This window comes from Phormidesmis priestleyi ULC007 (genome assembly GCF_003003695.1).
Lineage (GTDB): Bacteria > Cyanobacteriota > Cyanobacteriia > Leptolyngbyales > Leptolyngbyaceae > Phormidesmis_A > Phormidesmis_A priestleyi_A.
This window is the reverse complement of the sequence record NZ_PVWG01000056.1, coordinates 1-25104: the sequence shown is the minus strand read 5'-3', so window position 1 is coordinate 25104 and position 25104 is coordinate 1. Positions and strand designations below refer to the sequence as shown.

Sequence of the window (25104 nt, the reverse complement as noted above, 5' to 3'; positions counted from 1 at the left end):
ACCTCAAGAAAAAGGCGATGGCGCTTGGATTTGACCTCGTTGCTAAACCTGCTCTCCCGGAGTGTGTTTCTTAGGAGAAAACCCAACTGTTGGAGTTTGGTAAGCGTCGAACTTGGCAGGTATTCCGGGAGGGGGGAAGTCCCCCGACCTTTGATTTTCTGGGCTTCACCCACTACTGGGGCAGAAGCCGGAATGGGAAAGCTCGATTGAAGCGCAAGACCTCAAAGAAAAGATTTCGTCGTGTTCTGGTGTCCATCAATCAATGGTTGCGCCAGGAACGGAACGCGCACAAGCTGCCAGAACTCTGGCAAGCATTGGGGCGAAAGTTGCGGGGACATTTCAATTACTTTGGGGTCACTGACAATGGTCAGGCACTCTACCGCTTTGAACGGGCAGTCCGCAGACTGCTGTTGAAGTGGTTGAACCGCCGCAGTCAGCGTCGCAGCTTTACGTGGGAGAGCTTTGAGCGCTACCACGCTAGGTATCCCCTCCCGAAACCGGGTCGCTTAGTGTCACTCAATCCCATCTGGTGAAAGACCGAATGAAGAGGCTTGTGCGGGAAAACCGCAGGCAGGCTTCTGTGAGGGGGAGGCTCCCAAGGGTGCAGGGCTGAATCTTGTGACACTCTCGCGTTCCGAAAGGTGAGAGCAACGGGGAATACAAAGCAAGCCTAAACATTTCAGGAGTCCTCTCTACTCGACCGGGAACGCCGAGTTGGGTGAGCAAGGCTTCTACGACTTTGATCTCGCTCTCCTGAGCATTCTCGAATTGCTGAAGGGCGACGACTACCCCCTGCCGCTGACTGTAAACCGACACTAAATTGACAAAACTTTGATAAGACGAGTGTGCCTGTTCGACCGTACCTTTGATACTCTTGCCATCGACTGCCAGCCAATCTCCCGCTTCGATGCCCATCTGTTCGGTTGCCCATTGATTAAAGCACTCGCTCAAGCGCTCAAAGTTTAACTGCTCAAACAATCGTCGAAACGTGGAATCGGAAGGCAACCGCTTTGAAGGGATCCTCAAGCGCTCACCTCATTCCCCAGAGTGCCGCACACAGAAGTCTTCCAAGGCACTGTAACCCTGGCACTCGCTCAACGTGCCCAGGATGACGAGTCATAGCATGAGCCACAGGGATACCGTCTTCCCCGCAAGGCTCGATAGTCTTCCACTGTCTTGAGATAATCAATCAAGGTTTTTGCCATAAACCGAGAGCCGAAATTAGGAACCTCCCCATCCTAAATTTTCTTCATCACAACGAATTAGCCCTACTTTGCACCGGGGGCGTTTGCACTCGAATGATGAACCCCTTATCTCGCACCCAGTAACCAGAGATGAAAGCCAGAACAATCAGGGCTGCAACTATCAGACCGCTCGAAAAGGTTCCATCGTCTCGGTGGTAGTTCACTTCTTGCCCTCCTGCATCTGGAGAAGCTTGAGCGGAAACCCAGTGAAATACTGCACAGCCAGGCATCCACCTAGACACAGCCACGTCATTGCAAACCAGGCTAGAAGACGTTTTGAGTGGTCAGTCATTGCTGAAAAACTCCATCTCGCAACTGACAGGGAATCGAGACTAGCAGCGTCATGGCATCGGCATCGGTGCAGTCAGTGACGCGATAGACCCCGCTCGGAGATTGAAAATAGGCATTCGATCCACCGATCCACTGCTTGCCTGCAAGGTCAGCGCGATCTCCGCTGAGATATTCGACATAGCCGAGATTGGCATGGGTCGCTCGTTCTGAAAGGTAGTAGACATAGGACTCCATCAAGGTCTGACCCATTGAGGAGGTCATCTTGACGGCCCCGTTGCCGACATCTAAGCCGATGGGTGTGACTTGGCTAATAGTGGCAGCATTGGGCAAGCTGGCTTGATTGGTTTAAGCGATCGTGGGGCTGATGGTCGCATTCATAAAACTTCAATTCCTTTCGTGAGGATCTTTTGAGATACTTTCAGGCGCATGGAAAAGGAGGGGTCATTCTGTGACATCTCTAACCCGTTTCTGCCTTTTTTCGCCTGCCTACGAAATCGATGATAGCATCTAATTAGATTACGCTAAATTCTAATTAGAAGACTTTGAATCGTTGTAAACGTATGGAGGCTAAAATTCAGATGACTCAAGCATCTCAAGCTAATATGGCTAAGTTCAGTGTAAACGTGCCCGATCAAATTGGTGAAGATTTGCAGCGATGGGCTGATGAAGAGGGTAGACCACGCGCTAACCTTGCAGCATTTCTAGTTGAATTAGCTGTAAGACAGAAGTATCCAGAGAAGTACCCACCGGAAAAACTGGTGAAAACGACTGATGTGATGGTAGGCAAGTAGGCATCATGCTGCAAGACCCAGACAAGCCCTTTGAGGAGTGGGAGCAAGAAGTTAGGGCATAGACTATCGATGAAGCCAAAGCGAAGTGTCAAGCGATCGCAGACGGACAAACCCTCACCGATCTTCTGACCGTAACTCAAGCAACTGTAACGCCCTATAAAAGCACTTATCGATTCATCTGTTGGTTTAGAAGTGAAAGGAGCGATAACGATGACGACAGCAACACTGGAAGTTAAGGGACTGCGAACCGTTCGCTACATCCCAAAATCAGGAGAACATCAGCTATCGATTAATCTAGGTTTAGCCGATGCCTCCACCGTGTTTGAGTTTGCCAAACAGATCGGAGTGCAGCCAGAAATCGTACAGATTCCCTCAAAGTCTGGCATCGAAATTCATGCCCTGCTGATTTGTGAATCTCTTGATACCTCCCCTTTATCTGAAGGTATCAAGTTGAGTAACAAGTTAGATGAGTTGACAGAGCAGATTAATCCTGATGCAATTCGTCACGTCTACGGCAGAACTCAGGCAGCTTAAATGGCAAAAAGTCCCTACCACTAAGAGCAAGGGTAAATAGGAGAGCGATCATCCATGACGCAACTACTTGAAAAAACTACCGACCAGCGCATCGTTCTCCAGGGAACGTGGGAAAAGTTCAAGCTGATGCAGCAGGCATCGGAGGACTCTCCTGGCGTGCGACTGGCTTATTACGAGGGAATGATCGAAGTCTTTATGCCCGGATTCCAGCACGAGAACTTTTCAGAAATTATTGGCTATCTCGTGACCACGTTTCTGTTATCCCAAGGCATTGCCTTCGTCCCGTCTGGTTCCGTCACCCAGGAGCGCGAGGGAAAAGCCTCGGCTCAGGCAGATAAGTCTTACTGTCTAGGGGGCGCAAAGCCGATTCCTGATTTATCCATTGAGGTCATTTTTACGAGTGGCAACGCCAATAAGCTGGCTCGATATCAGGCTTTAGGCGTGTCCGAGGTCTGGTTTTGGCAGGATGGTGTCCTCACGTTGCATCATCTGAGAACCCATCGCTACGAGCGGATTGACCGTAGCGAGCTGCCTGGACTCCAGCAGTTGGATGTAGACCTCCTACAACGCTGCATTCTGATGGCTGAGACTGACTTTCCCTTGGCTGTTCAAACCTTTCAAGCCTCTATTGGAAGGAAGTAGGGGTTGAGCCGACATAAGACCAAGAAGGTGCAACATGGGCTGGAAAGCCTTGTCACGTTGAGCTTCTGGATCAAGCTCCAGGCAAGGGGAAAAGCGTCAAAAATCTACGACAGAATCAGGCTTTCAGCCCTTTCTTGCACTAAATTGAGCGTATATCGGCTCAACCCCTATATGATCCAGAAGATAACTTTGATCCCCAAAGCTCCCATGTAATTCCGGCATTGATTCGTAAGGTGTGTGAGGCGCAGCAACGGGGTGAAGTTAGGATACCAGTGTGGGGAGATGGCTCACCGACCCGCAAGTTCTTATATTCTACGGATGCAGCCCGTGGCATTGTGATGGGAACCAATTTCTACAACGACTCAGAGCCAGTAAATTTGGGGACAGGCTATGAAATTTCGATTAAAGACCTGATCGATCTGATCTGCGAAGTGATGGGTTATGACGGTGAATTAGTATGGGAAACGGATAAACCTAACGGGCAACCCCGCCGTTGCTTAGATACGCAGAGAGCAACAGAAAAGTTCGGCTTCATAGCTGAAATGGACTTTCGCCAAGGACTGGAGAAAACAATTGAATGGTATCGTCAGCAAGCTGGTAGTCCTATTTCTTAAAGGATGAAGAATAATCGTTATTTTTAGAAGGCTTGCTAGGTAAGGCTTTCAGAATTAGGCTTTTTCTCTGTCCTTTACATAAGGGCACTACCAGTAAGTTTGAGACAAAGTTATCTTGCGTAAGAGCGTAGCATTCGGTACTCGATCTGCGGATTTTGCAAGCTCAACTATCAAGCTCTTACCAGTGTTGGCTGTGAACAGATAGGAGAGGTGGAGGCGATAGGTCATCGTGGAGGGTGTTCTTGGCTTCTCGTTCTTCATGCCAGCGTAAGCCTAGAAAGCAAGCGATCGTGAGCATCTGTCCTGGTTCCTCCATTTGAGTGATGATGAAACCCAGAACTGCTGTAGAAAGTAGCAAAAACTTGCAAAAATCATCTACACAAATCCTGCGCCACACAATAGAGCTGAGGTAGAGATAGGCTGCCAAACCAACCAACCCCAAATCTCCCCAGATCCCCACCCACGTGAACATGGGGAAATACATGGTAGATTCCCGCGAAAGCCATCCCGCTGGACCTAAGATAATCTGCCAAAACGCCTCAGACGCAGGATGAATTGTTGCACCGAGTGGTAGTAGCAGTGCCTTATAATCCCTTAGAATCCATCCGCCTAGACGAGTAGCGGTGTGACCTGGACCAAGCCCAAAAAGCCAGTTTAACGGTGTTGTGTAGTAAGCAGGAATAACGCGAAATGCTGAGGTCTTGAGTATAGTTGCTTCTCCGTCAGGACCATAGAGATTTTGCTCTGCCCGACCCGTTGTAAAATTTCGATAGGGCTCTAACGGTTCCCAGTCTGTATAAGCAAGCGCCCAATAAAATAGGCAAACTATCAGAATGAGTGGAATTATGTACATCAATATTTTTGCAGGTTTTTTGACATTTGTTAAAACCACGAGCAGCCAGCCTGCAAAAAACGCTACAAATATTTGCTTTGAGTCGGAAACGGACGTTTGATAGAAAGCCGCTATTAATAGAGCGATCCGCTTCCAAAGAGGAACCGTCTTAAAGACATTGAAAAAATACAGGGCGAAGTATAGCGAAACAGTACAAGATATATAGTTTCCGGCACTCCCACCTTTGGATGCGAAGACACCCGCAATATTGTCTGTGATCAGTTGACCTCCTTGAGCGCCAGGATAAAGCCCTACAGGCAGAAGAATAGACTGAGCAATTGCTAAGATCAAATTAAATAGGCAGAAACCCACTATCCAACTTCTAAATCTCTTTAGGTTTTCACCTGCTAAGGGAAGAGCCACTATAGCGATTAACAGCAAGAAGGGTTCTCCATTCAGCATAAATTGGAGAAAGATGTTTAAAAACCCCGCATCATTGATCAGCGCACTCGCAGTCATGCAGGTAAGCAGGATACCTAAACCAACGATGAGTTCCCAAGCGATCGCAATTTGTTGACGATTTTTAACCCGCGTTTGCAGTAGCGCAATGACTACGACAATTGGAACGACTCCAAAATGAACAAAGTTAATGGGTGGGGGACCTCCAAAGTAGGTTAAGAGACGCGGGAAAAAAGCAGTAGCAAATCCTATCAAGATTAGTGTAGAACTTCTAACTATTCCTTTCTTTTTTTTATAGACTACTACTTGAGAACTCATAAATTAATTACGCTTAAAATTAACCAAAAGTCATGCTTAGTTAAGGAGAAGTAAAATTATTGGACTGAGGTGTAGAAATTCAAGAGTTGCTGAGCGACACTCGCCTTTGAAAACCGGGTATCCGCAGAAAGTCGGTTCATAGCAGGTTGCGAAAGCACAAAAGTCATCGCCTCTGTAAGATTGTAGACAAGATCATTGCTCAATTCAAAATAGTTACAGTTAGAGGAACCGACCTCTTGAAAAATGGGGATATTTGAACAGACTACTCTCGGCGATAATGATAGAGCTTCGACTAAAGGCAAACAAAACCCTTCGGTAGAGGAAGGAATAACGAAGAGTTCACAGTTTTGGTATAGCCAACATAATTCCTCATCTGTAATAGAAGAGAGAAGCAGCACCTGTTCCTGCAAAGCAAACATTTGAATTTGATATAGGATATTCTCTGTTTCTGGTCCAGAACTACCAACAATCAGTAGTTTGGTTGCGGGTTTTAGAACGCTATTCTTTTGCAAGTTGTGATAGGAGTGGATCAATAAATCTAAATTCTTGTTTTTTCGATGCTGACCCACACAAAGAAGAAACCTAAACTTCTCGTCGGGAAAAACTTTTTCAGGAATTTTAGGACTGACATGGCTGAAATCTACATAGTTATAAATTACAGTTGTTTTCTTACAAGAATCAATGTGTGGGAAATAATGCTTAAGAGACTCTAAAGTCGATTTAGAAACACAGGACAGTCCATCACTCTGGTCAACACATTGCCTTAAAGACCAGCGATTAAACCACACTTGGGGATAGCCAAAATTCTCTGGACATTCATAAGGATAGAGATCGTGAATGGTTGCGACTACTGGTGCCTTAAACCACTGCCGAAGGAATGGGAAGGGAAAGGACAAGTGAATGATATCGGGTTGTAGGCGATCGGCTAATTTTGGCAATCCAAATAAGAACCAACGATTTCTTGAAAGAGAACTGTTATTAATGGATACGCTAATTAGATTGATTTTGGATGAAAAAAGCTTGAACGTCTCTTCAAAGTAACTTTTTTGCCATTCGCCTACAATCAGCGTCACCTTGGTAACTTCATCCGTTTCTGCCAGACATTGTGCCAAGTTTGCAGCATGTCTGCAAACGCCAGTAGGCTTTAAGGGGCGATGCAAGGCTGCAACTAGAATGTGCATTGTTCATTATACCTAGTCAATTGTAAGTGTGAGCAAACAACTTCCCCTTCGCTTCCCAACTGTAGAATTCTTTGACTTTTTGCTGTCCTGCCTGACCCATTTGAACGCACAGGCTACTGTCTCCAGCCAGCTTAATCATCGCTTTGGCTAGATCGCTGACGGCTTGTTCTGGATTGTCTGCTGCAACTTTGATGCCGATTGCCGCTGTGACCAGTTCTGATGGACCACCCAAGTCGAGACAAATGATGGGTCTACCAGATGCCATTGCCTCCAAAGGCACCCATCCGCCTGAATCATGCAAACTCGGATGCACTAGGACAGAACATTGCCCCAGCTTGACCAACACTTCCTCACGCGGCAACAGTCCCCAAAATTTTACTTGAGTGGCAATCCCTAAATCGAAGGTAAGCGTTTGCAAACGCTCTAACTCAGGTCCCTCGCCTAAAATCCAGTACTCAGCATCGGGGAGATTGGCTTGGGCAAATGCCCGCAGTCCCAGGTAAATCCCTTTCCAATGGAGAAGACGGGCAATATTAATGAATCGGACTGGAGAATTGGTTGGGGTCGGGCACTGGCTGAGTTGTTCGATCTCAAGTTGTGAGATGCCTGATTCTGACAAGCGCTCAACATTGGGTGCCCCCAATTTCCGCAGGCGTTGGGCAGTATCTTCGGTAGTCGCATAGGCGATCGCACTTCGTTGAGCCGTTAGCCGAGTAAACAAATCCAGTTCTCCGAGCGATCGCCATGCCCAACGCAATGACTCATAGAGCTTATTTTTCCAGCTAAAGTCAGTCCAAAACGATAATGGAGCAGATTCACCACCTCCTACAGGTCCCCAGATAAATGGAATCGGCAGGAGGGCTAGAAAACTGGGCGAGGAGTAACGCACAAATGTGACATGGTGGATCAGATCAAAGCCGATCTCGCGGTGCAGTTTGCGTCCGACAAAATATGCCTGGATTTGCCAGAGATAGTAGTGAAGTTGCATGGCACCAGACTGTCCCCAGCGGAGGCTGTCTTTCCAGAAGGGCAGGGTGAAGTAGACAAAATGCAGGTTAGGAATGGGGTTAGCAGCCAGTTCGGCTTCAATTGCGGACTGACTCTCATCGGGTCTGGTGAATACCCAAACTTGATGATGCTTGGCAACTTCTCGCGCCACGTTCCAACCAACGCCTCGCTCAGATCCTTTACCGGGTTCACATGAATAAGCGGATATGAGAACATTCATCACCAAGGTGCCTCGTCTTTATGACCTGCTTAAACTTTTCTGAAACATCTGGCTAGCACCCTTAGGGGGATTTTAGAGGGACTGTGTTTGCAGCACCCTGCGATACTGGAGTGCTAACCTCACAGGTTATTTCACGATTGTTGCATTTGATCCGCTCGATCACTTCCAAGAAAGCATCAACTTCAAAGTATAGATCTTGCCCATAGAAGACTTCCTTAGAGCGTTCACTGTAGCGTTTTCGAGTATCAGAGTCAGCTATTTCTAGCATTGTGCTTACCAGAGCGTCAGCATCACCACAGGGATAGACCAGACCGTTGTAGCGATGTCGAACGGTATCGCTATAACCCCAATTCCCACAGCGATCGCTCAAGATAGGAGGCGTTCCAGATGCCATCGCCTCTGACACTACAAGCGGATGGGGATCGACCCAGGAAGTGACTACAAAAACATCCATCGCTGCATAGTAGAGCGGAATTTTGGCTTGATTCACAAAGCCAAGGTTGATCACCTCGCCATTCAATGTAGCAAGGCGTTTGTTAATCTCAGATTCTAAGTCGCCTCCACCGATCATGACTCCCCTAATCCGGGGATCGCGTTGATGGGCTTTGGCGATCGCCTCAATGAATTCAAAAGGATTTTTGCGATCGATATATTTACCGGCAAACCCATAGATCACCGTATCTGCATCCCAAGCAAGTTTCTGACGAATTTGCAAAATTTCATTCTGGTTCTGGGCAATGGATTGCTCAAATCGTTCGCCGTCTACGGGATGACAGCCCCGCACAATCTTCTCATCTGAAACACCATAATGGCGCAAGTGAATCTCGTTATGATCGCCACAAGACAGCCAGTAATCTGCCAAGTTCAGCATCCAGGGATATACCATTGACATCACGACTCGGCGCGATCGACTATAGCGCCCATCTGACATGATAGTGGCATCATTTTGCATGATTAATGGGATGCCACGGAGTTTGCAGAGGAGAGCGGTCAATCGGTAAGAATAGTTAACGAAACTCTGCATGAAAATGGCATCAAAGTTACCTCTGGTTAGGCGACTGATCAAACCTGGACTGAGCATGCTCTTCTTTTGCTGCGATGGCACCGTTCCAGAGAGATCGGTTAAATACTCATGCTCATATCCACTCAGCAAATCGACATCCCAGCCTTGAGAACTGCTACCCAGATCGCGATCGCCGCTACCCTGATTTTCGTCGGAAAGATAAAGTACCTTAAGGGAAAGACCTGGTTGTTCACTAAGTTTCCTCCAGAGCGGTCCATGATGCTGAGTTGGGTGGGTAAAAACAACTCCTAACCGAAATGTATCACTCATAATTTGCTCCAGATTCTCTTATTAGCAGTTAGTAAAAGTAAAATTTAAGTTTATTAAAATGAAAAAATAGTTGGCGTAGAGTCAAGCATAAACATATAAAGAAAAAATTAATAGAACCCAAATCATAAATAGTTAATCTTCAAAAATACAACTCATAAAATCTTTTAGCACTAGATCCAACGCAAAGTTCTTTTCCATTATCTCGCGACTGCTTTGCTTCATAGATTCAATCAAAGTCTTATTTTCAACTAGCATACCTAGCTGATTAAGTAATGCTTCTTGAGAATCGCAAATATATCCATTCACTCCATTCTGAATAATTTCAGGAGCACCCAAAGCATTTCTAGTGGTCAAGACTGCAAGCCCCGCACAAGCCGCTTCTCCGATAACACTAGGGTAAGCGTCGCATTTTGTAGGAAGCACAAAAATGTCATGACTTTTAAACAGATCGATATGCCTGGGTTCACCATACTGAACATTGGTTTGGATTGTGACATCTTTAAAGTCTCCTGGATGATGGCTCGTTACCATCGTCATTTGCAAATGTAGCTTATCCTGTTTCACAAACCAATCCAGTAAAACATCTCCTCCCTTACGTTGAAAGTCGCCACCCACAAACAAAATTTTGACGATACCATCATCACGATTGGGACTAGGTACAAATAGGTTTAAATCAACTGAAAATGGTAATCGACTTTTTCTAAGCTTATGGTGAGGAATACCATAATCTTTAGAAATTCCCTCAATTACAGCATCCGTCAAACCGATTACATATTTTTGTGAGTTAAGTACTTGTTTATGAATAAAGGTAAGCCATGGTGGAGATATTGTCCCACTAGCATCAATAGATTCATAAAGTTTCCTAGTCCAGTCTGTAACAATGCAGCTAGTACCACGATTGATTGCTGGATAGGCAAAAAGAGCTGGACTCACTCCTTGAAAAACAATGTTTCTACTTTCTCGATTTGCTTTACGAACTTGCCTTTGCAATTCAATAGAACCAAGAAGTCTTCTTCCAATAGTTGCAGAAAATCTTAGTAAAGGATTTGAATACTTTTGATTAGGAACAAATTGATCAGGAACAAAGCGATATATTCTCAGATCAAGGTGATTTTCAAATAGCTTAATGTATCTCTGCTCAAAAGTTTTACTGCCAAAGTCTACCGGAAATGTAACTAACAACAGTTTCTTTTTCATTGTTCAAAACGTCCTTAAAGGAATAAAAAAGTGACGTAATCAGGATGTACTGTTCTAAACTCATTAAAGTATTGAGATTTGAATTTATAGATAAGGTGCCCTATGCTTTAATAGCCTTTCATAAACTCCGATCACCTGCTCCGCCACATTTTCCCACGTAAACGCCTGAACTCTCTTGAGTCCTTTATCTCGCAACTCCTGATAATAAATAGGATCGGATTGAAGCCGACACACCGCCTCTGCAATGGCTTGGCTATTTTTCGGATCAACTAGAATTCCGGCATCATCGACGACTTCGGGCATCGCTGAAACATTTGATGTGATCACTGGAGTCCCACATGCCATCGCTTCTAAAAGCGTGATCCCAAATCCTTCATGAAAGGAGGGTGCAACAAGAACGTCAGTGGCATTATAAGCGTTAACTAGAGCTGCTTTATCGAGATAGCCCAAATACTTGATAGAATCTTCAAGATCATTGACTTGAATAAAGCGCTTATCTTCATCTGTAAAATCGTCACTAATTTTCCAAAGCTGAACCGCAGAGCCTTTCTGTTTAAGAATATTGAGCGCCTTGAGAATTGTGTTTAGGTTTTTACGGGGATGATTCCCTCCTACATTCAATAAACAAAATGTATCTGGAGGAACGTTGAGCCGATCGCGAAAAGCTTGAGACTGCTCTTCAGGGTGTGGGCGAAATAGAGGGTCTACTGCGTTGGGAATAATGGTGACGCGATCGCGGTTAACATTAAGAACTCGATCAACATTCTTTGCTGTTTCTGACGAGACTGTAATAATAGCGTCAGCATATTCCATACCTTGGATTGAGTAACGTCCGAGGCGATCGCTAATAATCGGTAACCTAACTGAACCTTGAAGGTTTTCTGGATAAAGAATATTGATCAAATCATGACAAGTGACTACGACGGGTCTACCCGTTTTTCTTAGCCAACGAACAATGTGAGCATCGCTGTGATCAACAATGTGGAAAATGTCTACAGGTTGCTGCTGAACTTCCTTGGGAAATCGCCAGAAGCGCTCATAAGCTTTCTGTGCCCTAACAGTCAAAGAACGTGTTTCCCGATCAAATGCCTGCGGCACTAATTCAATAATTTCCCAGTTGGGATGTATGGCTTTAAGCCCTGCAATCAGACCATTTGCATAGACATCCATACTAAAATGAGGCATTGTCCGTATTAAAGCAATTCTCATTTTCACCTCTAGAAAACACTTCTATTGAAGGATGGGCTTGCAACGCGAATCGCATATTCCAAAAGTTAAGATCAAATGTTCTTAAACACCCAGCGCATACTTCGCGAGCCATTTACTTTTTAACATCAACGATACAGTTATCCAACTCAAAAAAAAGCTTGTTAAAGAAAGAATCAGCATAGAGCTAATAGTGACTTGTTTCATCAATCCAAGATCCACTCTAGCAATAAATAATTTAGTGAAATTCATTAAAATAGGGTGGATTAAATAAATGCCAAAGGAACACATCCCTAAATTCCAGATTATTCGATTGTTCTCATCAATTCGCTGTGATATGCAAATTCCTAATAAGAGGAGAGAATAGGCAATAATCAGATCCTTCATAGTTCCAGGAAGAAAGCGAGAACCAAAGATATCAGCGATCAAAAATATAACAAGAATAGGTATAACTGCTCGGAATGAAAGCAATGAAAGTCCTCTTTTTGAAAAAAATCGGTTTAAAGTAATTGCTGCAAAAAAGTAGGGTAAGCACAATAAAATCCAATACGTATAAACCAGTAAAAGCTTAATGGGTGGATATGCGTCAACATTTAGTGAAAGCATATCCAAAACTCCTTGAAAAGCTATACTTGAGCCTAGCTTAAATCCGTTTCCAGAAACCATCAATAGCTCGTGAATAGCAATGCTCACCAAACAGAAAAAGACTAGCATCATAGTCTTAAATCGACTGTCTGAAAAATAACTTGCTGCCAAAATTAAAGTGCTGCCTGCAAGCAAGAGCGGCAAAAAATAAAGATGAAAAGACGCACCTCCACAAAAAGCAATGGAGAGTGGATCTTGGAATAGTTGATTTAATCGATCAGGTTGATTTGATTTAGAGAAAAAGATGATCCTTAAAATTAAATAAATCCCGCTCCAAATCAAGTAGGGGATGATGATTCTTTGAAACTTAGATTTCCAAAAATCTGGGGAGGAGGCAATGTTTGGTTTGCGCGTCATGAAATAGAAAGATGCAGCCAGGAAGAATGGGACAGCAAAGTAAAATAAAAGCCTGAAGCTGATCGCACTTTGATCGATAGGAACTCCCCAAGTCTCGTCGCCTGAATGCACTAAAATAACTGCATAAGCGGCAATTCCCCGGCATAAATCGATCCCTAATAACCTCTTTTTTTGATCCATAACATTGCTCCCGGTTTAACCAAATTGTGCGTTAACTAACCAATGCGCGAATTCTAGTCAATGTCCAATCAATTGCCTTGGGACGAAGGTGGGGAGCCTGTAACCAAACAATCCCAACATTTGCAAGAGACACGGGCATTAGCCCTACCCAAAGAAACCAGAGGCTATAAATAATCCGTTTCTGCCAGTTAAATTCAGAAAATTGCCAAAGAGAGCGAATCCCCCAGTAAGTCAGTTGGAGAGGGTGGTCTGAAGGCACAGGATGAGCTTGAGGTTCTAGGCGCAGAGAGGCTAAACGTGACCACAAACGAGCGAACGATCGCGTCTCTAGGTCAGGAGGAACTTCAAGTCCGAACTCCTTGGCGCGTTGCAGCAGCAGCGCAAAGTTTTGCAAATCATGTTGGACAAATCGGCGAAACCGACTGCCTGAGACCGAGGTCAACGCCCATTGGTTGCTAGTGTGAATCCGATAGACCCCGAGTGGGTCTTCAATGCCAACAACCTCGCCGTAAAAGGGTGTTGAGATCATCAAATAGTCATCCGCTGTGGTTTTATATTCATCAGGAATGGGAAATATCTGAGTCAATGCCATCCGGTGATAAGCATTGCCACTCATGCAAGTACTCACATAGCCGCCAGTTTGGATTAACCCGCGCCAGACCTCTCCATTCGCCAACTTCGCTGTAGTCGTCGGAATGAAAGCTCCTGAAGGCTGCCCTTCGGTATCCACGACTTGCAGTCGGTAGTGAACTTTGCCAACTCCCGGCTTCCATACCTCTACAATCCGCTGGACTGTCATCGGCAAGAGATAATCATCGGAGTCCAGGAAAAGAACAATATCACCGTGGCTGGCGGCAAAGCCGCTATTGAGCGCTGCCCCTTGTTTACCATTTTCTTGAAAGATAGCCGTAATGCGATCGCCATAAGTGGCGATGATTTCACGAGAACTATCAGTAGAACCATCATCCACTACAATAACTTCGATGTTGAAATAGGTTTGATTTAAGGCACTGTCGATCGCCTGAGAGAGAAAGCGATCGTAGTTGTAGTTATTGATGATGATACTAATAGTAAGCTCATTCCTCATATCACATCCTTAACTCCTGAGGCTGAGTAAATTTGGACAATACCAAATGCCTAATTGACATGCTGAAGCAACTAATACTTGCTGGAAGTAAGAAACTCATCAGTAATGAATTTCAAAGACATACTGAACGTATTAAGAGTCTCAGAGAAACTACGCACTCCTCGGTACTTGAAGTTACGAGCAGCAGCATACATATAAGCATAAGGTAAGTAGATAAGACCTTTTAAGGTATTGTTTTCAGTGGCAAAATACCGCTTAAAAGTGACATAAATTCGGGTGGAATCGTGATATGGCTCGTAATAGCCTCGATTGACTTCTGATGGATAATGGAAGTTAAGAGCTTCGGGACAGAGAATAACTTTATAGCCTTTTTGAGTTGCTCTAGTCGTTAGGTCAACCTCATCATTACCGTAGACTAATTTTTCATCGAATAAGATATGTCTGAATAATGCGAATGGGAAAACAGCGCTATTAATAACAACTGTTCTGATCCTATCGCCTTCTTTGTAGCTCACATTTTGGTATCCCAAAAAACTTTGTTCTCCTGGAAAGATAAGTTGACCATTTTTATTTTCAATGCCGCTAATAATGACATTATCAATGGATTCCTGCTCCGCATATTTTGCCAATCGATTACACACGATCTCTAAGAAATTTTCATTTAAGACTACATCATCGTCGATAAACAATACGTGGGAACCTCTAACGGTTTTCAGTGCATTATTTCGATTGGCACCTAAGCCTTTACGGGGACCTTCTAGATATTTCACTTTTGGAAACTGGAAGACGACGAGATTTTTAGTCTCATCATTAGTGCTGTCATCAGACACAATCACTTCAAACGCAGGATAGGTAGAACCTTCAACGGATTTTAAGGCTTTGCTAAGATCTTCAGGACGATTTCTAGTGCAAATGCAGACTGAAATGTCTAAGTGGAGATCTGTTATGTTGTCAAGGCTATTCATGATTAGTCCTGCTGTCCTTTGTATTTTGGAATCAGGTAAGCTCAAGTTTTGTTTTTATTAGCTCTAATTAAGTTTCTAAAAGCAATTTTCTTACGGCTTTCCCAGCCATATCCCAATTTAAACGAGACTCGTATTCATTAAAGGAGGAGAGAGCCAACTCTATATAGCTTGAGTAATTAGTAAATAGACTTGAAATATAGTTGCAATATTCAAGGGGATTGGCAGTGGTATCAAATGTTTTGCCGTTTAGATTATCTTTAATAATTGTTGGAATACCCCCAACATTAGTTGTTAAACAAGGCACCCCAACTGAATTGGCTTCACACAGAACTATCGGTGTGCAGTCAGCTAGTGAGGGGAGAAGCAGAAAATGAGAGTCTGCAATCAGTTGAGAAATTCTGGCTTTGCCTTGATCCGTTGATTTACTGATAAACCCTAGAGGTTTAACAAAGTTGGGCAATGGATCTTCTGTAATGGGTTGGCAACCAACGATAGTCAACTCTGTGTTCAAGCCCGCTTTGTTTAATTCCGTGGCAACTTTAAGTGCAACGTCACCGCCTTTGCGATACCATTCAACACCTAGAAATAAAAGTTTGCACAGTTTAGATGGTCGCGATTCAATCAAGTCTTTTACTTCGTAGAGGCTATGCTCAACTTCGATATTTGCGCCAAAAGGAACTACTTTAACTTTAGACTCATCTATCCTGTAGTGATTAATAGCGGCTTGAGCTGCCCAGTCAGATGAATAAATCGCCAATTGACATTTCTGGTGAGACAGTTGTTCCACGCGATGCCAGTCCCTAATCGTTTCCTGACAAAGGTTGCTATAGTCAGGATAAAAGTCTAAAAGGCTGGCAAAGCTAGCATCAGCCCAAAACACAATAGGCTGTTTACAGTCAAGATAGGCGATAGGATTTGCTGAGGCACTAAATATAAGATCTACATTCGTCTTAAGGAGTTTATTGGAAATCTGCTTAGCATAATCTTTTAAGATATATGGTGCCGAATTCTTGAGATATTTTTGCTTAAAAAGCTCATGGTAATGCCGCTTATATTTCTGAACGAGGCGATATATAAGCGGATTATCTAAAGGACCAATATACTCTAAAGGAATCGCTTGTTTCTCTAGAGACCGTGCGATATAGTATCCCGTCCCAGACCACTCATTTGACCTCGTCAAACTACGTGAATCGTAGTTAGTCACATAACCCAATTTCATAAGTGACCTGCTTCCAGTTTACAAGAATAGCCAACTGCTATTTGGTTAACGATCCAGAACAACTTCCTGATAACTACCCGACTTCAAAATTCGACCCTGCCCAATCTGATAAATGCGATCGCAATGCTCAACTGTTGAAAGGCGATGAGCAATAATAATGATGGTTTTAGTGCCACTCAAGGCTTTAGTCGCTTCTGTGACAAGATGCTCTGTTTCCGTATCCAAAGCAGCCGTTGCTTCATCAAAAACTAAAATTTCTCGTTCATGGTAAAGCACACGCGCAATCCCAACTCGTTGACGCTGCCCACCCGATAACAGAACTCCCCGCTCCCCAACAACTGTTTTAATACCACCTGGAAGTTGCTCAACGACTCCACTCAGTTGAGCCATTTCAATTGCCTTTCTCAATCGACCCTGATCAATCAGGTGATCTGGAACCCCAAATGCAATGTTCCGTTCTAAGGTATCGTCGATTAAAAAGATAGACTGGGGAACGTAACCAAGCATGTTCTGCCAGGCACGCAAATTTTTATACACTGAAACCCCATCAACTTTAATGTCTCCAGATTGAGGAATGAAAAGACCCAGAAGCACATCAACCAACGTCGTCTTACCAGCACCAGATTTGCCAATGAGTCCAATCGATTGCCCCTTGCGAATCGTTAAGGAAATCTCATCGAGTGCAGTTTTTGTGCAGTTTGGATATTGAAAGAAAATCTTGTCTAAAACGATTTCATTTGTAAATGACGTATTCGGCTTATTTTGGCTAGGTGGTAAGTATGCGGGTCGATGGATAGAATTAAACCTAGGAGTGATCTGCTCCTTCTCTAGTTCCTTAAAGTCAGAAAACAGTTGATCGACAGCAAAAGTATTGGTTCTAACCGTATTCATGCCAGAGACTAAATTTCCGACTGCCGGCAGCAGTCGGATTGAGGCAAGGGCAAAAATTCCTAGAACGGCAGTCAGGCTTTGCTTCTCGCCTCGATTTAAACTAATAAATACAAGGGTGAAACCAATCAAAAAGCTGATCATCACTGCTTCGATTGCAAAGCGGGGAAGATTACCATATCCCTGAGCTAAGCTTAAATTTGCAGCATACTTTCTCGTCTGCTCCTCCATCTTATTTTCAAAATAGGATTCGCAACCCAGTACACGAGTCTCTTTAAACCCGCCTAAGCCATGATTTAGCAGGCGGATCATCTCACTAGAAGCCTGCCAGCCATCTCTACCCCACCGATCTAAGCGATTTTTTGTTAATTTCAATAACCCAAAGACAACGAGCAAGAGCATCGAAATCAGGATCAAAGCCATCACATCAGTTTTAATTAACAGAAAAAGTAATGCCAGAACCACTACAGAATTGGAGATCGATGTCAAGAGCGGCATCACGACACCCAGGCAGACGTTATCCGTAGTGCCGATAATATTCTGAATGAGTGTCGCTGAATTAACGCGCAGGTGAAAGCTATAAGGAGCTGCAAGATAAGCCTTCATCAGCTTTCTGGATAGTTCGCCTTTCAAGTTAAAGCCAAACTTGAAAACTGCCAATTGAGCATTAAAAGCAAAAAATGCTTTCAAATAGAAAGCAATAGCAACTATAACCCCCAAGAGAAGCAGAAATTGATCCTTGGATTTAAGATTTGAATATTTATAGATTGAATTGATCGAGGTATTGCTTTCAATCAAATCTGGATCAGTAGCAATAGCGATAAACGGACCAATCATGCCAGTTCCAAACAATTCCAAACCAGAAATGAAGAGGAACAAAAAAGCCATTCCAACCAGTGACTTATGATGTCCCTTAGTAAGGTACAAAATCTTTGAAAAAAATTGTGTCATATAGAATTACATAGATGCTTACACATATAGTGAAGGTTATTGAAGAAATAATTGTTCTACTTACTTTGCGTCAAGGCAGTCGATACGATGTCTTAAATATAGCAATCCTAAACGAATGGTGGGATTGGGCATCTTGTCCCTACAGGCTGGAAGCCTGTCCCACTCTCACAACTGAAGTAGGATTGCTATATATATAGCAAACTGCATATTGTTTAGACTTATTCCCAATATTTCTTGTCTCTTGCAAAACATAAGTCGAAAGTTTCGTCAATTTTGACTTGAGAAGGTAGACAATTTTGGCTTGAGGCGATAAAATGCCGGGCGGGATTTGATAAATGAGTGCCGTGCATTAAAGAAAAGCTGCTGTTGCCAAGCTGACAAAGAACACCAATTTTCATAAGCTGGAACTGCAATCTTGGTCAAAAAATCTTGCCACTTGGAGACCATGGCATTTGGCTGCGTTTCCCTAGCCCGAAGCCAACCATTTTCTACCATCGCATGGCGCAATTCTTTATTATCCCGAAGTTGTCTCAAAGCTGAAATAACCTCCTCTAAGGATGTTGCCTCCAGGTAATCTAACTCACTTTTTCGTTCTGCCCGAAATGCAGACTCATACCCTAGGATGGTCGGTACACCAGCGTGCCACGCACTATAAAGCTTTGATGCAGGTTTCCCCCGCCAATCATTGTTCCGACTTAGTTCTCGTACAGCCAAAACCACGTCAGTTGCACTGTAATCATGCCATTGGTCATGACTCAACTTTGCCTGGAACTTCAAGCCTAAATTTTCGAGTTGGTCATACCATAGTTGATCTCGAAACTCAGGTACCAAATTTACTGCATTCCCCAGAAAGGTTACATTCTCAAAGAGATCCCCACGTTCAAGATCTCGTGGGATGATAGAAGGCTGCGGCCAGTGTGGGATAGCATGGCTCTCCCACAGCTCTAGAAACTTTTTGGGAATTGCCTGGTAAGGATTTTGAACCACATGTAGTTGGGCATAGGGATGGCGATCTACATCTGCTCGTAGACAAACGAGCATCATCTTTGAACTTGGTTGGAAAGAATCATCAAGAAAATCACGGTGGGAGACAACAATCCCCTCAACTGGCATCGTGTCTACTAACTGACAAGGGAAGCCATAGTCATTGAGATAGAGATATGTTTGTAAGGTCCAAAAGCAACCGCCACTCTGCATAGGAGATATCGAATGCTCGGCACATTGCCACTGCCAGTAGGAGGCTGCATTTTGAGGTAAACGTCCTGTTGATATCTTTTGGGGAAAATAGAAATAAATTGGTGGCATTTTTCCAAGCATAATAAGTATGAAATGTAAAAAATTAGCGCGATCGCAGTCGATAATAGCGCGATCTTAGCCACTCAGGCATTAGAAGATTACTTGGAGTATTACGCAAACCATTCTTTTTAATGAGTCTTAGCCACAGATGCAGCCGTTCCATAAGCGGCAGTAATGACATATGCCAGTGAATAATCTGGGTAAGGCTTGTTTTATGGATGAGTGGCAGAAAAATATCTGGTTCACCTAAAAATATTTTGTCCGTCGAATCTGAGGGTACTACTACTCTTGGTAATGCTATGGCGTTGGCGTACACATTTTCTAAAGAGCTTTGCCAGTTGCTTCCCCAATGCGTCTCTTCAATTTTCTGCCGAGTCATTTCCCCTAAAGAAAGTCGATATGCTTCATTCTCAATCAAACGGGACAACACTTCTTCATAGCCGTCAAGGTCTGACACCCGAATCAGATTGCCAGTCAAACCGGGCATGTCTGCGCCAAAAATACCACATGCTGCAGACGTATGGGCGTAGCGGCTTACTAAAGGGACGCTGTAACTTCCAGCTTCCAGTAGGGAAGTGATCGAGACGAAAGGAAAGGAATCCACGTAGATATCAGCAGCTTGATAAAATACAGCGGTATCTGGAGTTTCTCCAAGGACTTGAATTCTGCCCTGGGTTTGCTCAATCGCTGCTGACCAATCTTCGTGACTGCCTGGACCAATGACGACCAGCACAGCCTGCTTATATTGTTTCAGCAATGAAACATGAGCATCTGCAAAGGTAGTCCCATCAGAGGTTTTGTACTTAACTGCTCTGGCTATGGAGAGGAGTAAAACACTGTTTTCATCAATTCCGAGTTGCCGCTTTGCCTCGGTACGAGAAAGAGCGCGATGAAAAGGCTCTAAAATGGTTGGCAGAAGCATATTTCGTTTTGCCTCAATGCCTCTACGTTCTTGGGACAGGCCCATACCAGATTCACGCAGATTGGCAACCACATCACTAACATTAGCGCCGATCCAGAACCAATGATCACCGTGATTGGTATAAATAATTGGTGGCGATTGTTTTTTATTGGCAAATGCAATAGTCGGAACGATGTCATGTTCCCAGGTATGCAGCACAACTACATCTGCTGAGGCTGCACATTCCCGTAATCTTTCAGCGCGTGCTAAAAGTCCGCCAGGTTTCTCATTAAGCAGATATATCCTGCCTTGCCGCTGGGCTACAGCGTCTCGCAAAATTTGAGGGATTTCATTTGGTGCATGCTTGGTTAAGACAACAGAATGGGATCGTAGACTATCCTGTTGAATCCAGCGCCGCATTAACCGGGGAATTCCAGCACATTCAGGAGCAATGCTGGAAACATGCAGGATATTTTTTGGGTTGCTGGGTAACGCAGACGTGTTGTGAGGGTAAAGGTTGGGGGAAGTTGCCTGTCGTCCAATCATGATGATGAGCTGCTCCAACTCATGGCTCACGAAAAGACCACAGTGATTGGATTGAGCATAAGAGGCTGCCATCTGTCCATAAACGGCTGCTGCACTATACTTGCCACGCTGTGCCAGATCTTTTGCCTGCGAAAGTAGGGTGCGAAACACCTTGTAATTCTGCTGAATTAGTTGGTGCCCTTCCTCATATGAATGTCTTGGTGTATTATCAGCGGCTTGTTGCATAAGTTTTTCTCACCAACCCTTGCTAATTCTTCATTTTCCCACTCGACCCTAGCGAACAGTTTTCAGACACTTTCTATTTCTGCTCTGTTTTTTATTTTCTATTTCTGCTCTGTTTTTTATAAAGTATGAAGCAAACCTTAAAGAACACAGAGCAGAAATAAAGCATTATCGATGATTAGTTAAACGATAATGCCAGCATTAGGCGTTTGCGGCTTGGCTCCCATATCAGCAAACATATTGACTGTTATTTGCTGAACACGGCTGTCTTCACGAGGATTGGTTACTCCATCGCTGTCTAGCCCCCATACCCACTGATTAGAGCCAATCGAGAACACTTTTGCTCCACTAGGCGCAGTGTAACGCACCGCATTCGAGATATTGGAGTTTGTTCCGGGAGGCAGAAGTGGAAGCCCAGCTTGAGCTTGAGTAGGTGACTGAGATAAAGTGACAAGACCCGCGGGAGTAAACCCATTATTCACAACTGCATCCCACTCATAGCCCACCAAACCTGTTAATTTACTTCCATTCTGAAGACCCGTATTGGCATAGTAAGGATCGGCAGCATTTGTTACCACGTAGTCAAAGCCATTGTAAACATTGGTAGCTCCCCAATCTCCAACGTACATGACACCCAACAAGGCATTTTCAGGTCGGTTGACCTCTGCGCTACGGAATACGGTAGTTGCTTGAGATGGATCTGCCTGAGCAACCGGATCAAGCGCCCAATCCCCTTTATAAACGGTCATCACACGGTTTGCCTGCCCAGAAGTTGAAGGGTCGAATCGAACTCGCCAGTAACCCGTGTTGGACGATAAGAACGCTAAATTGGTGCCATAGTCACGGGATTGCTCAATCGTATTCCGCATTTCCATCGACCAGTATTCGTCATGACCTGCTGAGAGGAAAGTCTTTTGAGAATATAACTGGAGTGGATCGGTGTGGACATCCAAATTAGTGTAGTAGGAAACATCATAGCCCTGCGACTCTAACCATCGCGCCGTGTTGTATTCCCAGGTCAATGTGTTATTGAATTGCTCTGTACCCACTGCCGAGCCATACCGGAAGGGACGATCAAAAGACACCTGATAGGCGCGCTGTCCTGCAGTACTGTTGAAATCATAAACGCTATATCCACCGGTGTTGTTATAAGCCGCAGCTGTCGTAATGGCATCCTGGAAACCAATATCAGCAGGGCGGTTATCGTCACGCACGACAAACTGGATATAATTTTGTTTCCCTGTGCTAGTGCTGGTCAATTTAGCCATGTAAAGCCCGCTAGTCCAGTCTGCCCCAGTTTGCAGAGTGTATGAGGTATTCCAGTTGTATTCAACTAACCGAGTGGTTGGGTTAGTGGTTGGGCTGGCTTGAGATACACCGTTCAGACCCGTAACACTGGTGACAAGCCGACCTCCGGCTCCTCCATAGTAACCAAGCCGATAAACATCAATCCGGTATTGTCCAGCTTGGGCGAGGGAGATTTTGAAGTTAATTGCTTGCCCTTTATTAATACTGGTTGCATCCCCATAGCCTTCAATCTGATTGATCGCCTGGTTATTGCTAGAAATCTTCCAAGCTGTGGTTCCTGGCTTTTGGTTCTCTAAAACAATTGCGTTCTGTGCTGCGATAGTCACCCCTGAACTCGTCACACTTTCGTTACTGCCCAATGAGTCGATGTAGCTTGCCAGCGATCGCACTTGTTGATTGAGCAAAGCACTAGTGAGTATGAGTGATTTGGATGTTGCCCCAGCAATACTAGTCCAAACACTGTTAACTAACTGCTGCCACTGATAGCTGATCGTAACTCCAGTTAAACCATCAGTATCCAGAACATTGGCTAACAAACTAGCGTTAACTGTTGCACTACCAGCCAAGATAGTTTGTCCAGCATCATTAACATTCACAACAAAGGATGTCCCTGTACTAACAGGGGTTTCACTGTTCCCCAAAGCATCCGTGTAAATCGCTTTAGCCCGTACTTGCTGGTTCACTTGTGGCTGTCCTAGGGTAAAGGTTTGGTTGGTGGCTCCGGTAATATTTGTCCAAGTGGTGCCATTACTACTTTGTTGCCACTGATAGGCAATGGTGACTCCGCTTAATCCATTCGAGTCTGCAACGTTTGCAGTCAATGTTTGGTTTTGGGCGGATATGCCACTGAGGGTAATAGTGCCAGGAGTATTATTGACAGGAGCGTTGGGTGTGAAGACAACATCGCGGAAGTAGTTGCTGTTGTTGAAGGACTGAGTTGGGAAACTACTGGGAGTGGGGTTATACACTCCGTTGCTGCCATCAGCAACTGCACTCAGGTCGCCATTCGTCAAGGTGCTGGAAATTCCATTATTGGTAAGCACATAGTATTGGTTCGCATTCACCGAAACAATATAGGTCGTATTGGCTTGAATCGTCAGTGGGGTTGCTAAGGCTTGTTGTTGCCATCCAGAAGCAGTTTCATTCGTGAACGTCACACTACCCAGCAGTTGTCCAGTGCTTGACCAGATGCGTCCAACATGGGTTCCCGTCTCACTCGAAGCTTTGTAGTACCGGATGGAATTGATCGTCCCGGTCTTGGTACTCCTAAACTCCATGCCTAACTCGTAGTCTCCAGCGCTCCCAGTGCCATCGGTCGCGTTTACGGTGACGGGAGTTTGAGTCGTGAACAGGGATTGGGTTTGAGCGACCGCTGTGATGGTGCTAGATGCAGGACTGAGGACGTTCTCGCTACTGCCTAACGCATCGGTGTAAATTGCATTGACCCGCACCTGATTACCAACATAGCTACTATCTAACGCCAAGCTGGAACTGGTGGCACCCGTAATCGTGTTCCAAGTCGTGCCATTGGCGCTCTGTTGCCATTGGTAGTTCACTGTTACACCTGTTAAACCGTCAACATCCGCTGCTGTAGCAATCAGGGTACTTCCTTGAACAGTCGTGCCGCTAATCGCTACCGTTCCTCCGTCATTCACATTGGTAACGGCGGTACTCACTGGGCTGGTAAGAGCTTCACTACTGCCTAAAGCATCAATGTAAGTGGCAGTTGCACGAACTTGGTTGCTGACTTGTGGCTGTCTTAGGGTAAAGGTTTGGTTGGTGGCTCCGGTAATATTTGTCCAAGTGGTGCCATTACTACTTTGTTGCCACTGATAGGCAATGGTGACTCCGCTTAATCCATCGGCATCGCTGGCGTTAGCGGTTAAAACCAGGTTTTGGGTTGCAATCCCGGTAACATTCAAACTACCAGGAGTATTATTGACAGGAGCATTGGGTGTAAAGACAACATCGCGGAAGTAGTTGCTGTTGTTGAAGGACTGAATTGGGAAACTACTGGGGTTGAGGTTATACACTCCATTGCTGCCATCAGCAACTGCACTCAAGTCTCCATTCGTCAAAGTTGTAGCGATGCCGTTATTGGTGGCACCATAGTATTGATTTGCATTCACTGAGACGATGTAGGTCGTATTAGCCTGAATCACCAGTGGGGTCGCTAAGGCTTGTTGTTGCCAATCTGAGCTAGTCTCGTTAGTGAAGGTTGTGCTGGCTAGCAGTTGTCCGGTGCTTGACCAGATTCGACCAACATGAGTACCGATTTCACTTGATGCTCTGTAGTAGCGGATGGCATCAATTTGACCTGCTCTAGCAGTTTGGAACTCCATGCCGAGTTCGTAATCTCCCGCGCTTCCAGCACCATCCGTCAAATTGAGGAGAGCGGGTGTTGCTGTAGTAGTAAACAAAGTCTGCATATGTTAAACCCTATATGACTTTCAAATACAAATAATTTCTTGTAAAGATGCGTACCGTTAAACCCTTCATCTTTCTAGAAAACCATAAAAAAAAGCCACTAGTGACAGTCTCAGTAATAATTCATATTTGCTTTACCCCATAGTGATTTTGTTTACAAAAACTTTAACTCCTAAGAAACACACTCCGGGAGAGCAGGTTTAGCAACGAGGTCAAATCCAAGCGCCATCGCCTTTTTCTTG

At 44.6% G+C, this 25104-nt stretch carries 22 protein-coding genes; 5 read left to right on the top strand and 17 right to left on the bottom strand.

What is annotated here, in order from left to right; translation table 11 throughout:
* Positions 1 to 248 precede the first annotated feature (248 nt).
* Positions 249 to 533 carry a group II intron maturase-specific domain-containing protein gene (locus C7B65_RS28960; protein WP_223257499.1) on the top strand — a complete coding sequence of 95 codons (285 nt, stop codon included), beginning with the start codon at positions 249 to 251 and terminating at the stop codon, positions 531 to 533.
* Here C7B65_RS28960 and C7B65_RS24010 read toward each other — a convergent pair.
* The 3 genes from C7B65_RS24010 to C7B65_RS24000 all read right to left on the bottom strand — a co-directional run bounded on the left by C7B65_RS24010 (position 517) and on the right by C7B65_RS24000 (position 1865).
* Positions 517 to 1026: a transposase family protein gene (locus tag C7B65_RS24010; RefSeq protein ID WP_143162112.1), complete on the bottom strand. Its 510-nt coding sequence runs from the start codon at positions 1024 to 1026 to the stop codon at positions 517 to 519. The genes C7B65_RS28960 and C7B65_RS24010 overlap by 17 nt on opposite strands.
* Positions 1027 to 1404: 378 nt before the next feature.
* Positions 1405 to 1536 carry a hypothetical protein gene (locus C7B65_RS29395; protein WP_280523198.1) on the bottom strand — a complete coding sequence of 44 codons (132 nt, stop codon included), beginning with the start codon at positions 1534 to 1536 and terminating at the stop codon, positions 1405 to 1407.
* A complete protein-coding gene (locus C7B65_RS24000; RefSeq protein ID WP_073074955.1) occupies positions 1533 to 1865 on the bottom strand; it encodes a hypothetical protein in 333 nt (110 codons plus the stop codon). The genes C7B65_RS29395 and C7B65_RS24000 overlap by 4 nt, the downstream gene beginning before the upstream one ends.
* 248 nt (positions 1866 to 2113) lie before the next feature.
* Between C7B65_RS24000 and C7B65_RS23995 the strand changes: the two genes are divergently transcribed.
* The 4 genes from C7B65_RS23995 to C7B65_RS23980 all read left to right on the top strand — a co-directional run bounded on the left by C7B65_RS23995 (position 2114) and on the right by C7B65_RS23980 (position 4116).
* Positions 2114 to 2326 carry a ribbon-helix-helix domain-containing protein gene (locus C7B65_RS23995; protein WP_219898719.1) on the top strand — a complete coding sequence of 71 codons (213 nt, stop codon included), beginning with the start codon at positions 2114 to 2116 and terminating at the stop codon, positions 2324 to 2326.
* 210 nt (positions 2327 to 2536) lie between these two features.
* Entirely contained in the window at positions 2537 to 2860 is a 324-nt protein-coding gene (locus C7B65_RS23990; RefSeq protein WP_073074956.1) for a hypothetical protein, read from the top strand.
* 54 nt (positions 2861 to 2914) lie between these two features.
* Complete coding sequence (locus C7B65_RS23985; protein ID WP_073074957.1) at positions 2915 to 3502, top strand: Uma2 family endonuclease; 588 nt, start codon at positions 2915 to 2917, stop codon at positions 3500 to 3502.
* 143 nt (positions 3503 to 3645) lie between these two features.
* Positions 3646 to 4116, top strand: a complete 471-nt coding sequence (locus C7B65_RS23980) for an NAD-dependent epimerase/dehydratase family protein (protein WP_219898720.1) — start codon at positions 3646 to 3648, stop codon at positions 4114 to 4116.
* Positions 4117 to 4294: 178 nt separating this feature from the next.
* Here C7B65_RS23980 and C7B65_RS23975 read toward each other — a convergent pair whose 3' ends face one another.
* The 14 genes from C7B65_RS23975 to C7B65_RS28545 all read right to left on the bottom strand — a co-directional run bounded on the left by C7B65_RS23975 (position 4295) and on the right by C7B65_RS28545 (position 24864).
* Positions 4295 to 5725, bottom strand: a complete 1431-nt coding sequence (locus C7B65_RS23975; RefSeq protein ID WP_073074958.1) for a hypothetical protein — start codon at positions 5723 to 5725, stop codon at positions 4295 to 4297.
* A gap of 56 nt (positions 5726 to 5781) precedes the next feature.
* Positions 5782 to 6906, bottom strand: a complete 1125-nt coding sequence (locus tag C7B65_RS23970) for a glycosyltransferase family 4 protein (RefSeq protein WP_073074959.1) — start codon at positions 6904 to 6906, stop codon at positions 5782 to 5784.
* A 16-nt stretch (positions 6907 to 6922) separates the two neighbouring features.
* On the bottom strand, positions 6923 to 8134 hold the full coding sequence (locus tag C7B65_RS23965) for a glycosyltransferase family 4 protein (protein WP_073074960.1): 1212 nt from the start codon (positions 8132 to 8134) through the stop codon (positions 6923 to 6925).
* A gap of 61 nt (positions 8135 to 8195) precedes the next feature.
* Positions 8196 to 9467, bottom strand: a complete 1272-nt coding sequence (locus C7B65_RS23960; protein ID WP_073074961.1) for a glycosyltransferase family 4 protein — start codon at positions 9465 to 9467, stop codon at positions 8196 to 8198.
* Positions 9468 to 9599: 132 nt separating this feature from the next.
* Positions 9600 to 10664 carry a glycosyltransferase family 4 protein gene (locus C7B65_RS23955; protein WP_073074962.1) on the bottom strand — a complete coding sequence of 355 codons (1065 nt, stop codon included), beginning with the start codon at positions 10662 to 10664 and terminating at the stop codon, positions 9600 to 9602.
* Between the two features lie 84 nt (positions 10665 to 10748).
* Entirely contained in the window at positions 10749 to 11849 is a 1101-nt protein-coding gene (locus C7B65_RS23950; protein WP_219898718.1) for a glycosyltransferase family 4 protein, read from the bottom strand.
* A gap of 105 nt (positions 11850 to 11954) precedes the next feature.
* Positions 11955 to 13052: an acyltransferase gene (locus C7B65_RS23945; RefSeq protein ID WP_073074964.1), complete on the bottom strand. Its 1098-nt coding sequence runs from the start codon at positions 13050 to 13052 to the stop codon at positions 11955 to 11957.
* A 31-nt stretch (positions 13053 to 13083) separates the two neighbouring features.
* Positions 13084 to 14139, bottom strand: coding sequence for a glycosyltransferase family 2 protein (locus C7B65_RS23940; RefSeq protein WP_073074965.1), 1056 nt, complete (start codon positions 14137 to 14139; stop codon positions 13084 to 13086).
* Between the two features lie 71 nt (positions 14140 to 14210).
* Positions 14211 to 15104: a glycosyltransferase family 2 protein gene (locus C7B65_RS23935; protein WP_073074966.1), complete on the bottom strand. Its 894-nt coding sequence runs from the start codon at positions 15102 to 15104 to the stop codon at positions 14211 to 14213.
* A gap of 67 nt (positions 15105 to 15171) precedes the next feature.
* Positions 15172 to 16323, bottom strand: coding sequence for a glycosyltransferase family 4 protein (locus C7B65_RS23930; RefSeq protein ID WP_073074967.1), 1152 nt, complete (start codon positions 16321 to 16323; stop codon positions 15172 to 15174).
* Between the two features lie 45 nt (positions 16324 to 16368).
* The gene (locus C7B65_RS23925; RefSeq protein ID WP_073074968.1) at positions 16369 to 18162 is read right to left on the bottom strand and encodes an ABC transporter ATP-binding protein; all 1794 of its coding nucleotides are present in this window, start codon (positions 18160 to 18162) and stop codon (positions 16369 to 16371) included.
* A gap of 267 nt (positions 18163 to 18429) precedes the next feature.
* Entirely contained in the window at positions 18430 to 19479 is a 1050-nt protein-coding gene (locus C7B65_RS23920) for a glycosyltransferase (RefSeq protein WP_073074969.1), read from the bottom strand.
* A gap of 22 nt (positions 19480 to 19501) precedes the next feature.
* A complete protein-coding gene (locus C7B65_RS23915) occupies positions 19502 to 21130 on the bottom strand; it encodes a glycosyltransferase family 4 protein (protein ID WP_073074970.1) in 1629 nt (542 codons plus the stop codon).
* A 179-nt stretch (positions 21131 to 21309) separates the two neighbouring features.
* Entirely contained in the window at positions 21310 to 24864 is a 3555-nt protein-coding gene (locus C7B65_RS28545; RefSeq protein WP_219898717.1) for a N,N-dimethylformamidase beta subunit family domain-containing protein, read from the bottom strand.
* Positions 24865 to 25104 lie beyond the last annotated feature (240 nt).